The organism is Luteimonas terricola, assembly GCF_004352845.1.
Lineage (GTDB): Bacteria > Pseudomonadota > Gammaproteobacteria > Xanthomonadales > Xanthomonadaceae > Luteimonas > Luteimonas terricola.
The window spans coordinates 259,453-272,019 of the sequence record NZ_SJRX01000003.1 but is presented as its reverse complement, the minus strand read 5'-3'; the positions used below and the strand labels follow the sequence as shown (position 1 = coordinate 272,019).

The window sequence follows — 12,567 nt, the reverse complement described above, 5'->3', positions numbered from 1 at the left end:
TGGAAGTGTGGCTCACGGCGAACTCCGCCCGATGGGGCATGGTCGATGGGAAGGGGCCGGCCGCGGGGACGGGCCGAAGGTGGAATCTACGCCTGGGCGGTGGCCGCCGGGGGTGCAGAAGGTCATGTGCCGGGCGTCCCGGAGGCTGGATCGGTGTCGCCAGGCGCGGTGCCGTCGCCTGGTCCGAGCACGCGGGCCTGGCGTCGGGGCGGGGTCAGCGGCGTCGGCTTCGGGCCGGTGTTGGTCCGCATCATCTTCGCGCCGGCACCGATGCCTGCCGAGCGTTCCAGCTCGAAGCGCTCGGCCTCGAGCTTGCGCACCTCGGCGGTGATCCGTGCGGCTTCGTCGGGGTCGACGTCGAGCTGGCGCAGGGCGGCCTCGCCGAACTGCAGGGCCGAGCCGAAGGTCTCGCGGATGGCGACATCGACGCCGGCGGCGACCAGCCGCAGCTTGTGTGCGCGGTCGTAGGCGCGCACCAGCAGCCGCGCCTGCGGGAAGGCGGACCTGGCGAGTTCGACGATGCGGTCGGCGGCGGCGCTGTCGTCGACGCAGACGGCGATCGCGCGCGCGCTGCCGGCACCCGACGCGTGGAGCACGTCGAGGCGGGTGCCATCGCCGTAATACACCTTGAACCCGAAGCCCGCGGCGCTGCGGATCATGTCGACGTCGCTGTCGATGATGGTGACGTCGACATCGCGTGCCAGCAGCGATTGGCTCATCACCTGGCCGAAGCGGCCGAAGCCGATGATCAGCACGCTGCCGGACTGGCCCGAGGCCGGCTCGACGCCGTCGAGCGTGGCCGCAGCGCGGCGCGTGAAGCGCCTGGTCGCCAGCATGGCCAGGGGTGTCAGTGCCATCGACAGCACGACCACCGCGGTCATGGCGTTGTTGACGCTGCCGGAGATGACGCCTTCCGACTGCGCAGCGGAATAGAGCACGAAGGCGAACTCGCCGCCCTGGGCCATCAGCACCGCCCGGTCCAGGGCATCGACGTGGCTGGCGCGCAGCAGCCGCGCGATCGCGTAGATGCAGGTCGCCTTGGCGACCATCATCAGCGGCACCGCGAGCAGCACGAAACGCCAGTCGGCCGCGACCACGGCAAGGTCGAGCGACATGCCCACGGCGAGGAAGAACAGGCCGAGCAGGAGGCCGCGGAAGGGCTCGATGTCGGCCTCGATCTGGTGGCGGAAGGTGGACTCCGACAGCAGCACGCCGGCGATGAAGGCGCCCATCGCCATCGACAGCCCGCCCATTTCCATCAGCAACGCCGCGCCGAGCACCACCAGCAGGGCGGCCGCGGTCATCACCTCCCGTGCGCGCGCCGCGGCCAGCAGCCGGAACAGCGGGTTGAGCAGGAACAGGCCCGCGGCGACCAGCGCCGCCAGCGCCGCCGCCGCGGTGCCGATCGCCATCCAGCGCGAGCCGCCGTCGCCACTTTCGTGCGCCGGCGACATGAACGCCACCAGCGCCAGCAGCGGCACGATCAGCAGGTCTTCGAACAGCAGGATCGACACCATCCTCTGGCCGCGCGGCGTGGCGATGTCGCCGCGTTCGGCCAGCAGCTGCATCACGATCGCGGTGGAGGTGAGCACGAAGCCGAAGGCGGCGATGAAGGCCACCGGTGGCGCCAGGCCCAACAGCAGCGCGGTACCGGTGAGGACCAGGCCGCAGGTGCCGATCTGCAGCGGCCCGAGGCCGAAGATCTGCCGCCGCAGCGCCCACAGGTGCGAGGGACGCATCTCCATGCCGACCACGAACAGGAACAGCACCACGCCGAGTTCGGCGACGTGGAGGATCGCCTCCGGCTGCGCGAACAGGCCCAGGCCGAAGGGGCCGATGGCCACGCCGCCGGCGAGGTAGCCGAGCACCGAGCCCAGGCCCAGTCGCCTGAACAGCGGCACAGCGACCGCCGCGGCCGCCAGCAGCACGACGACATGGAACAGCTGAGAGGTATCGGCGGTGGCCATTTATCCGTATAGTGCACCGGTTGGCGCACGGCAGTCCGTTATCCGGTCATTGCCCAGCCGCGGCCCCGCAAGGCGTCCCGGCCCTTTAACTCCCGCACGTCTCTCGTCGCGCAGACACGGCCCGGACATCTCCGGTCGCCGTCTAATCCATTGCCCGCCGCGCGGATCACGGAAAGCGCCGGGCAAGCTGCGAACCAGGAGTTCCATCCATGTCCGATACCCGGACCTTCGAGGCCCTCGGGCTCTCGTCCGCGCTGCTGCGCACGCTCGAAACCAGCGGCTACACCGTACCCACCCCGATCCAGGAGCAGGCGATCCCGCTGATCCTGGCCGGCCATGACGTGCTCGGCGCCGCCCAGACCGGCACCGGCAAGACCGCCGCGTTCGGCCTGCCGCTGCTGCAGCGCCTGGCGAAGGAAACACCGCCCAAGGGCCCGCGCAAGCCGCGCGCACTGATCCTGGTGCCGACCCGCGAGCTCGCGGTGCAGGTCGCCGAGAGCATCAAGGACTACGGCCGCCACCTGCGTCTGAACGTCACCACCGTCTTCGGTGGCGCCGGCATGCAGCCGCAGATCGAGAACCTGCGCCGTGGCGTCGACGTGCTCGTCGCCTGCCCGGGGCGCCTGCTCGACCACATGGACAGCGGCCACGCCAAGCTCGACGCGGTCGAGGTGCTGGTGCTGGACGAGGCCGACCGCATGCTCGACATGGGCTTCATGCCGTCCATCAAGCGGATCCTGTCGCGGGTGCCCAAGGAGCGCCAGACGCTGCTGTTCTCGGCCACCTTCGAGGACCGCATCAAGGCGCTCGCGATCGAGCACATGCGCAAGCCGCGCCTGGTCGAGGTCGCTGCACAGAACACCATCGCCGAGACCATCGTGCACCGCGCGCACCCGGTGGATGCCGCGAGCAAGCGCGACCTGCTGGTGGACCTGCTGTCGAAGCGCCATACCGACCAGGTGCTGATCTTCGGCAAGACCAAGCACGGCTGCAATCGCCTGGCCGAGCAGCTCGAGACCTCGGGCCTGCCGGCGGTGGCGATCCACGGCAACAAGAGCCAGGCGCAACGGCAAAAGGCGCTGGACGCGTTCAAGGCCGGGCGCGCCCGGATCCTGGTCGCGACCGACGTTGCCGCGCGCGGCCTCGACATCCCGAACCTGCCGCTGGTGATCAACCACGACCTGCCGATGGTGGCCGAGGACTACATCCACCGCATCGGACGCACCGGCCGCGCCGGCGCGACCGGCGAGGCGCTGTCGCTGGTGTCGCCGGAAGAGGGCGGGCTGCTGCGACAGATCCAGAACATGCTCAAGGCCGAGATCCGCATGGACGTGGTGCCCGGCTACGAGCCGAGCCGCCCGATCCGGCTGGACACGCCGATCCCGCCGCAGGGCGGTCGTGGCCAGCGTCCGGCCGGTCAGCGGCCCGGCGGCCAGCGTGCGGGCGGCCAGCGCTCCGGTGGTCACACCGCCGGCGAGCAGCGTCCGTCGCGTGCCGCCGGCAAGCCCGGGCACCGCCAGGGCGGCCATGGCAAGGCGCAGCCGCCGGCCGCGCATGCGCATGCCGGGCCGAAGGCCCCGGGCTCGCGCGGTCGTGGCGGTCGTGGCCGCGGCGGCAGCCGGGGTGGTGCGAGCGCCTGAGGGCGCTCAGCTCCCGCTGTTGATGTCGCGGACCAGGCGGAAGCCGAGGTCGTCGAAGCCGCGGCTCGCGTCATGCGCGCCCGGCCCGGCGGCCTCGTCGCGCCAGCTGGCGCCGCTGGACACCCGCTGCGCGCAGCTTCCGCTGCAGTCGATGTTCCATTCCGAGAGGCGGCGCTCGCCGCCCGGCGCGGGCAGACGGACCCACTCCGAAGCCGTGGGCAGGCGATAGTCCAGGCCGTCGCGCGCGCCGCGCCAGCTTGCATAGGCATTGGCGTCGTTCCATGACGCGCACACCACCGGGTCCCCGCCGCGCTGTTCGAAGCCCGGCGAGCGCCAGTTGCGCGGTGCGATGACGCGCAGCAACGAGGCGCGCTCGCGGCAGCGCGCAGGTTCGCGGCCGGTGGCCTCGGCGAAGGCCGCGTACTCGTCGCGGCTGACCAGGCGGCGCATGGCTCCCAGGCGGACGCCGCCCTGCTGCACCAGGACCATGTCGACGCCCGGGCCGCCCAGGCGTTCGCCGGCGACGGGAATCGCGCGTGCGCGCTGCTCCAGTCGGGACAGCGTTGCGGTGTCCAGGGCCATGCGGCGCGCGGCGTCGACCGCCGCGAGGCCGGCCGCGCGGTCATAGCCCGTCGCCGCGCGCTCGACGCGGGAGCTCACCGCCTTGGTCATGCGTTGCTTGAGTGCATCCAGCGCGGCACCGTCCGCGCGTGACGTGCGCGAGGCCAGCTGGCTGGCCTGCATCACGCCCGTGCGCGCCGCGTCGTCCCTGCCCGAGGCGAAATCGCGCTCGGCCTTTTCGCCCAGGGTGGCGATCAGCGCGTCGATGGCAGGCGCCAGGCGCAGGTGGTTGCGGTCGGCCTGCCAGGCGTTGAGCAGGCTGGTATAGGCATTGTCGCCCGCGGGCGCGGTCAGCCTGCCGGCGCGCAGCTGGCGCTCGGCGGCCACCAGCCAGCGTTCGGCGTCCGACGCCGGCGCGGCGCGCAGCAGGGCGTCGTCAGGATTGCCGATCGTGGTCGCGGGGCGGGTGGCCAGGGTCGGCGTGGCGCCAGTCGCGGTGGCGTCGGATGCCGCGCGGTAGAAGTCCGGTGCATCGCTGCGTCCGTCGAAGTACAGGCCGCCCGCGATGGCGCCCACCGCCACAACGATCGCCGCCCCCCAGGCGAGCGCGGGCAGCGCGCGCAGCCGGTCGCCAAGATCACGGAGCAGGCCGCCGGCACCGCGGCGACCATCGTCCGGGATGCGCTCCAGGGCGGCGAGCATCTGCGCGGCGTCGGCAAAGCGGCGCCCGGCGGTCTTGGCCAGCGCGCGGTCGATGAAGGGCTGCCAGTGGCGAAGCCTGCTCGGCAGGCGCGGGATCGGGTCCTGGACGTGCATCACCGCCATCGACAGCGCGTCGGCGGCGTTGTAGGGCAGGGTGCCCACCAGCATTTCCCAGGCCAGCACGCCGACGCTGTAGAGGTCGGCGCGGGCGTCCACGCCCTCGCCGCGGGCCTGCTCGGGCGGCATGTAGGCGGTGCTGCCGACGGCGAGCCCGGCGGTGGTCACGCGCGAGCCGTAGCCGCGGCGGAGCGCGATGCCGAAATCGGCCAGCAGGGGGCGTCCGCTGTCGTCGAACAGCACGTTCTCGGCCTTCACGTCGCGGTGCACGATGCCGCGCGAATGCGCGTACTGCAGCGCCGACAGCAGCCTGCGCAGGATCTCGCGGGCCGCGGTCTCGTCGCCGCTCAGGTCGCGCTGCCCGAGGTGGCCGCGGGCCATGTAGGGCATCGAGTAATAGGGCAGGCCGTCGCGGGTGCGGCCGACGTCGTGGATGCCGACGATGTTGGGATGGTCCAGGCGGGCCACCGTGCGTGCTTCGTTCTCGAAGCGGCGGCGGCTGACCTCGTCGCCCAGGGCTTCGGGCAGCATGACCTTGATCGCCACCTCGCGACCGAGCGACAGCTGCTCGCCCAGGTAGATGGTGGACATGCCGCCGGTGCCCACGGCGCGCGTGAGCCGATAGCCGGGAATCTCCGGCAACGCATGGTCGGCGTCGTGTGAACTGTGTTGCGTCATCCCGGGCCCCCCTCAGGCGGGAACGAGGATAGCCCTACTGCGTTCGAATGGGATGAACGCGACCGCGACCAGCGTCACGCCGCGGCATTCCCGGCCTGGCGAAGCCCGGGTCGGACAGGGACCTGCTTGCGGCCGGCACGGGTCAGGACAGCAGCAGCGACGACATCTGCCGGCGGTAGCGCGACACGAGGTCGCCGTCGTCGATGACGCGGAAGGCTTCGATCAGCGCCTTGCGCGGGAGGCCGTTGTCGAAGCCGCGGTCGTGGCGCAGCATCTCCATGAATTCCTTCAGCGCGGCCTCGTGGCGCCCGGCGACCATGTGGTGTGCGCCGAGCAGGTGGCGGGCGCGCAGGTCACCGGGGTCGGAGGCGATCGCCGCTTCCAGCACTGGAGCCTGGGGGGCGTCGCGGAGCAGGGCGGCGAAACCCAGCGCGGCGTGCGCGCGCAGCGCGCGATCGTCGGTCGCGAGGTTGGCGGGGAGGGCGTCGAGCAGGCGGCCGGCCTCGTCGGTTACGCCGGTGGCGAGCAGGGCCACGGCGAGGTCGAGCTTCAGTCCATCGTCATCGGGAGCGGCCTCGCTCTCGCGGCGCAGGCGCTGCACTTCGGCGTGCGGGTCGGCGGGCGCGACGGGTTCGGCCTCGGCGTCGGCTTCGGCGTCGGCCGGTGCGTCCGCAGGCGCGATGCCGTGGCCGGCGAGGAACTCGCGCAGCTGGCCCTCGGGCACCACGCCGGGGAAGCCGTCCACCGGCTGCCCGTCCTTGACCAGGATGACCGTCGGGATCGAACGGATCTGGAACGCGCCGGCAAGCTGCTGTTCGCGGTCGACGTCGATCTTCGCCAGTACGAAGGCGCCGTTGTATTCGGCCGCCAGTTTTTCCAGGATCGGGCCGAGGGTCTTGCATGGCCCGCACCACTCGGCCCAGAAGTCGACCAGGACCGGCACTTGCAGCGATCGGTCGAGGACCTGCGCCTCGAAACTGTCGGCGGTGGCGTCGAAAACATGAGGCGTGGCGTGTTCGGGGGACATTGCTCGATCCGGTGTGCGATGGACCCGAGATTGTGCCAGCGCTTGCCGATTGCAAGCCCGCAGGGCGAGGATGCCGCGTTCCACGGGAGCAGCAGGCGCATGACGGAAGCAACGGGATATCCAAAGGCGTGGCCAGTGCGCGCGGCCGGCATCGCGGCGGGCGCCTGCTTCGCGCTGGCGCTGGCGGGCTTCGGCGCGGCGCTGGAAGGCTACGGACAGCGGCTGCATCCGGTGGCCCTGCTTGGCGCCACGGGGCTGCCGCGCGCGACGCCGTTCAACCTGCTTGCGTTCGTCGTGCCCGGCCTGCTGGCCGCGTTCGTGACCATGCGTCGCCGCGGCGCGCTGCCCGCGTCGTCGTTGCTGTCGGCGCGCCTGGGCTGGACGCTGGCCCTGCTGTCCGCGCTGGCCTTTGCGGCGCAGGGCCTGCTGCCGCTCGATCCCGTCGAACCCGATGCCGGCCGGGGCAGGCTGCACGGCGTTGCATGGGGGCTGTGGGCGATCGCATTCGCCGCCGCCGCGCTGGCGCTGTCGGTGGCGGGGCTCGCTGCACGGCGGCCGCGGGCGGCCGCCTGCCATTTCGCTGCCGGGGTGCTGGTGTTCGCGCTGGCCTGGCTGCTCGGTGACGCCGTGCCGGTGGCGCTGGCCCAGCGCGCGGCCTTCGCGTCCTGGTTCGCCTGGCTGGCCTGGGCCGGGTGGGGAATGAGCCGGTAGCCGCGCACAGCGGCCCCAGGGCCGCGTGGCGGCGGCGACGTCCACTACGGTAGGCTTGGCGGCCCCCTGTCTGCTGGCCAAACCGACGTGCCCGACCCTATTTCCTCAGCGTCCGATCCGATTTCCTACGGCCCCGCCAAGGTCGAACGCGCGGCCCAGGGTTACTGGGACCGGACCGGCGCCTGGGAGGTCACCGAGGACCCGTCACGGCCGAAGTACTACTGCCTGGCGATGCTGCCGTACCCGTCGGGTGCGCTGCACATGGGCCACGTGCGCAACTACACCATCGGCGACGTCATCAGCCGCCACAAGCGCATGACCGGCCACAACGTGCTGCAGCCCATGGGCTGGGACGCGTTCGGCCTGCCGGCCGAGAACGCGGCGATCAAGAACCGCACCGCGCCGGCGAAGTGGACGTACGCCAACATCGACCACATGCGCGGCCAGCTGAAGATGCTGGGCTACGGCATCGACTGGTCGCGCGAGTTCGCCACCTGCAGTCCGGACTATTACGTGCACGAACAGCGCATGTTCACCCGGCTGATGAAGAAGGGCCTGGCCTACCGCCGCAACGCGGTGGTGAACTGGGACCCGGTCGACCAGACCGTGCTCGCCAACGAACAGGTGATCGACGGCCGCGGCTGGCGCTCGGGCGCGCTGGTGGAAAAGCGCGAGATCCCGCAGTGGTTCCTGAAGATCACCGACTACGCGCAGGAGCTGCTTGACGGACTGGACACGCTTGACGGCTGGCCGGATCCGGTCAAGACCATGCAGCGCAACTGGATCGGGCGCAGCGAAGGCCTGGAGTTCGGCTTCAGGGTCGACGGCGAGGACGCGCCGCTGCGGGTGTACACCACCCGCCCGGACACGCTGATGGGCGTGACCTTCATTTCGATCGCCGCCGAGCACCCGCTGGCGGTCAAGGCCGCGCGCGACAACCCGCAGCTGGCCGCGTTCCTCGACGAACTCAGGCGCGGAGGCGTGTCCGAGGCCGAGCTGGAGGCGCAGGAAAAGCGCGGCATGGCGACCGGGCAATGGGCGATCCATCCGGTCACCGGCGAGGACGTGCCGATCTACGTCGCCAACTTCGTGTTGATGGGCTACGGCACCGGCGCGGTGATGGCGGTGCCCGCGCACGACCAGCGCGACTGGGAGTTCGCCAAGACCTATGGCCTGCCGGTGCGCCCGGTGGTCGTTCCGGCCGCGGTGCGCGACGCGCTGGACGAGCTGGTCCACGACGTGGAGGCGGATACCGATCCCTTCCAGGCCGCGCTGGCAGGCGGTTCGGTCGATGCCTACGACGCCTCGGCGGCGGTTGCCGTGGTGCGCCAGTACCTCGCGGGCGTCGAGCAGGAGGGCGCCTACGTCGAGCGCGGTTACCTGATCAATTCCGGCGAGTACAACGGCATGGACTTCGATGCCGCCTTTGCCGCGCTGGCTGCGCGCTTCGAGGCCGAAGGCGTCGGCCGCCGCCGCGTCAACTTCCGCCTGCGCGACTGGGGCGTGAGCCGCCAGCGCTACTGGGGCTGCCCGATCCCGGTGGTGTACTGCGACGCCTGCGGCGCGGTGCCGGTGCCCGAGGACCAGCTGCCGGTGGTGCTGCCCGAGGACGTGGCCGACGCATTCTCGGCCGGCGTGGTGCAGTCGCCGATCAAGGCCGATCCCGAGTGGCGGAAGACCACCTGTCCGTCGTGCGCCGGCCCCGCCGAGCGCGAAACCGACACCTTCGACACCTTCATGGAATCGAGCTGGTACTACGCGCGCTACACGTCGCCGGGGGCCACCGACATGGTCGACGGCCGCGCCAAGTACTGGACGCCGGTCGACCAGTACATCGGCGGCATCGAGCACGCGATCCTGCACCTGCTGTACTTCCGCTTCTACCACAAGCTCCTGCGCGACCAGGGTTTGGTGGACAGCGACGAACCGGTCGTGAACCTGCTCACCCAGGGCATGGTGGTGGCGGACACCTATTATCGCGAGGACGCCAACGGCGCCAGGGAATGGTTCAACCCGGCCGATGTCGACGTCGAGCGCGACGAGCGCGGCCGCGTCACCGGCGCCCACCTCGCATCCGACGGCCAGCCCGTGCAGGTGGGCGGCATCGAGAAGATGTCGAAGTCGAAGAACAACGGTGTCGACCCGCAGGCCATGGTCGACCGCTACGGCGCCGACACCGTGCGCCTGTTCTCGATGTTCGCCTCCCCGCCGACCCTCTCGCTGGAATGGAACGAAGCCGGCGTCGAGGGCATGTCGCGTTTCCTCCGCCGCATCTGGCGCCTGGTCCACGACCACGCCGCATCGCTGCCGCAGAACCACCCTTCCGCGAGCCCCGCGGGACACGCCGGCAGCACCCTCACCCCCACCCAGAACACCCTCCGCCGCCACCTCCACGAGACCATCCAGAAGGTCAACGACGACTACGCCCGCCGCCACAGCTTCAACACCGCCATTGCGGCGCTGATGGAGCTGCTGAACCACGTCGTGAAGTTCGACGATCACAGCGAAGCGGGCCGTGCCCTCCGCCACGAGGCGCTGGAGGCGATGGTGCTGATGCTCAACCCGGTCACGCCGCACGCCTGCCACGCGCTGTGGCAGATGCTGGGCCATGCCGAGCAGGTGGTCGACGACGTACCGTTCCCGGTGGCCGACGCCGGTGCCCTGGTGCGCGATGCGGTCACGCTGGCGGTGCAGGTGAACGGCAAGCTCCGCGGCACGATCGAGGTCGCCGCCGACGCCGCCCGCGATGCGATCGAGGCCCGGGCCCTGGCCGAACCGGGCGTGGCCCGGGTGCTGGACGGGCTGACGGTGCGCAAGGTGATCGTGGTGCCGGGCAAGATCGTGAACGTGGTGGCTGCGTGAAGACCGCGGCGCGCCTTGCCGCGGATTCCGGCCTCGTCCAGACTCCTCCAATGGACTGCCGCCCCTTCCGCCTTGCCTTGCCCGCGCTGCTTGCGCTGCTCCTGTCCGCCTGCGGTTTCCACCTCCGCGAGCCATTGCGGCTGCCTGCCGACCTTGCCGGTGTCCAGGTGGTCGCGCGCAACCCCTACAGCCCCCTGGCCCAGTCGCTCACGCGTTCGCTGGAACGCGCGGGCTTCGAAGTTCCCGACAGCCGGCGCGAGGGCACTGCGGTGCTCCGCGTGCTGTCCGAACGGTGGGACTCCCAGCCGATCAGCGTCGACCAGTTCGGTCGCGCACAGGAGTTCACCCTGCGCTATGCAGCGGTGTTCACGTTCGAGGGCGTCGACGGCGAGGAACTGGTCCCCGAGCAGGTGATCGAGCTTTCGCGCGACTATGTCTCCCTGCCCAACAACTCGACCGGCTCGGAAAGCGAGCGCGAGATGCTTTCGCGTGAACTGCAGCGCGACATGGCGGCAGCGGTGCTGCGCCGGATCGACACAGTGAACCGCGCCCGGGAGCAGGACGCGCCGGCCGCGTCGCAATGGCCCGTGAACTGAGTCCGGAACAGCTGGCCGGCGGCCTGTCCCGCGGCCCGCTGGCGCCGGTGTACCTGGTGGCCGGTGGCGAGCCGCTGCGCGTGCTCGAGTGCGCCGACGCGATCCGCGCCGCGGCCCGCGAGCAGGGATACGCCGAGCGCGAGGTGTTCGAGGTCGAGGGCCGGGACATCGACTGGGACGGGCTGGAAGCCAGCCTGCGTGCGCCCAGCCTGTTCGCGGCCAGGCGCCTGATCGAAGTGCGCCTGCCGACGTCGAAGCCGGGCAAGCAGGGCGGCGAAGTGATCGCCGGCTACTGCGCGCAGCCGCCTGCGGACGTCTGCCTGCTGGTGACCGGGGGCGAATGGAGCAAGCGGCACGGCGGCAAGTGGAGCGAGGCGATCGCGGCGACCGGGTCGATCGCCGTGGCCTGGCCGATCAAGCCGCACGAGCTTGAAGGGTGGCTGGAGGCGCGCCTGCGCAAACGTGGCGTGCGCGCCGACCGCGACGCGGTGCGCCTGCTGGTCGAGCGCGTGGAGGGCAACCTGCTCGCCGCCGCGCAGGAGATCGACAAGCTGGCCCTGCTCGCCGGCGACGACATCCTGGATGTGGCGCGGATGCAGGCCCTGGTGGCCGACGCCGCCCGCTACGACGTGTTCCGCCTGGTCGATTCGGCGCTCAACGGCCAGGGCACGCAGGCCGTGCGCATGCTCGCCGGCCTGCGGGCCGAGGGCCAGGCCGTGCCCGCGCTGATGGGCATGGTGGTGATGGAACTGCAGCGCACCGCGGCGTTGGCGCGGGTCAAGGCGCGCGGCGGCAACCTCGGGGCGGAGTTCAAGGCGCAGCGGATCTGGGACGCGAAGGAGGCCGCCTACCGGCGCGCGCTGGAGCGCCATCCGGTCGCACGCTGGGAGCGCTTCGTGGCGGTGGCGGGCGAGGTCGACCGCGTCGCCAAGGGCCGCGGCGCCGGCGACGAGTGGCTGTTGCTGGAACGCCTGCTGCTTGCGGTCGCGGACGTGCGTGCCGTGCCCCTGCTGGCGGCATGAGCCTGCTGGCCTGCTACGGCGGCAGCTTCGACCCCGTTCACCTTGGCCATCTTGCGATCGCCTGCGCCGTGCGTGGCGCCCTGGACGCGGAGGTCGCCCTGGTGCCCGCCGCCGACCCGCCGCACAAGGACGCGACCCACGCCGCGGCCGGTCTTCGCGCACGAATGCTCGAACTGGCGATCGTCGGCGAGCCCGGCCTGCGCGTGGATGGGCGCGAACTCGATCGCGAGGGTCCGTCCTACACCATCGATACCCTGCGCCTGGTGCGCGCCGAGCAGGGCCCGCACCGGCCCATCGCCTGGGTGGTGGGCGGCGACTCCCTGCTGCAGCTCGACCGCTGGCACCACTGGCGCGAACTCTTCGCCCACGGCCATGTGCTGGCGGTGGCGCGTCCCGGCTCGCCCTTGCACGACGACGCCATCGCGGAGCGCGCGCCAACCGTGCAGCGCCAGCTCGGCTTCCGTCGAAGGCCGGCACAGGCCCTGGGGGATACGCCGGCCGGAGGCTTCGCGGTGCTGGATCTGGCGCGGCTGCGCCCGGAATCCTCGACCGGAGTCCGCCGCCTGATCGCCGCCGGTGGCGACTGGGAGGCAATGGTCCCGCCGGCGGTGGCCGGATTCATCCGCGATCACCGCCTGTACGGATACGGGGCCGACACGCCCCCTTCGCTATAATCCCCGCCCA

At 71.6% G+C, this 12,567-nt stretch carries 9 protein-coding genes; 6 read left to right on the top strand and 3 right to left on the bottom strand.

From position 1 onward, the window contains the following. Window positions 1–122: 122 nt before the first annotated feature. Window positions 123–1,967, bottom strand: a complete 1,845-nt coding sequence (locus tag E2169_RS08755; RefSeq protein WP_132986241.1) for a monovalent cation:proton antiporter-2 (CPA2) family protein — start codon at window positions 1,965–1,967, stop codon at window positions 123–125. 209 nt (window positions 1,968–2,176) lie between these two features. Here E2169_RS08755 and E2169_RS08750 point away from each other — a divergent pair, with 209 nt between their 5' ends. Continuing rightward, on the top strand, window positions 2,177–3,607 hold the full coding sequence (locus tag E2169_RS08750) for a DEAD/DEAH box helicase (protein WP_132986240.1): 1,431 nt from the start codon (window positions 2,177–2,179) through the stop codon (window positions 3,605–3,607). 6 nt (window positions 3,608–3,613) lie between these two features. Here the strand turns inward: E2169_RS08750 and E2169_RS08745 are convergent, their stop codons facing one another. Further along, a complete protein-coding gene (locus E2169_RS08745) occupies window positions 3,614–5,665 on the bottom strand; it encodes a bifunctional serine/threonine-protein kinase/formylglycine-generating enzyme family protein (protein WP_132986239.1) in 2,052 nt (683 codons plus the stop codon). A 142-nt stretch (window positions 5,666–5,807) separates the two neighbouring features. Then, window positions 5,808–6,692 carry a thioredoxin gene (gene trxA / locus E2169_RS08740; RefSeq protein ID WP_132986238.1) on the bottom strand — a complete coding sequence of 295 codons (885 nt, stop codon included), beginning with the start codon at window positions 6,690–6,692 and terminating at the stop codon, window positions 5,808–5,810. A gap of 135 nt (window positions 6,693–6,827) precedes the next feature. Here trxA and E2169_RS08735 point away from each other — a divergent pair, with 135 nt between their 5' ends. From E2169_RS08735 to nadD, 5 genes are all read left to right on the top strand, one after another. Then, window positions 6,828–7,403: a DUF998 domain-containing protein gene (locus E2169_RS08735; protein WP_229659135.1), complete on the top strand. Its 576-nt coding sequence runs from the start codon at window positions 6,828–6,830 to the stop codon at window positions 7,401–7,403. Between the two features lie 120 nt (window positions 7,404–7,523). Further along, the gene (gene leuS / locus E2169_RS08730) at window positions 7,524–10,265 is read left to right on the top strand and encodes a leucine--tRNA ligase (protein ID WP_370465145.1); all 2,742 of its coding nucleotides are present in this window, start codon (window positions 7,524–7,526) and stop codon (window positions 10,263–10,265) included. Between the two features lie 50 nt (window positions 10,266–10,315). After that, the gene (locus E2169_RS08725) at window positions 10,316–10,861 is read left to right on the top strand and encodes an LPS-assembly lipoprotein LptE (RefSeq protein WP_132986235.1); all 546 of its coding nucleotides are present in this window, start codon (window positions 10,316–10,318) and stop codon (window positions 10,859–10,861) included. After that, window positions 10,846–11,883, top strand: coding sequence for a DNA polymerase III subunit delta (holA, locus tag E2169_RS08720; protein ID WP_132986234.1), 1,038 nt, complete (start codon window positions 10,846–10,848; stop codon window positions 11,881–11,883). The genes E2169_RS08725 and holA overlap by 16 nt, the downstream gene beginning before the upstream one ends. After that, on the top strand, window positions 11,880–12,557 hold the full coding sequence (nadD, locus tag E2169_RS08715) for a nicotinate-nucleotide adenylyltransferase (protein WP_132986233.1): 678 nt from the start codon (window positions 11,880–11,882) through the stop codon (window positions 12,555–12,557). Before holA ends, nadD begins: the two co-directional genes overlap by 4 nt. The last annotated feature ends 10 nt before the right edge of the window (window positions 12,558–12,567 follow it).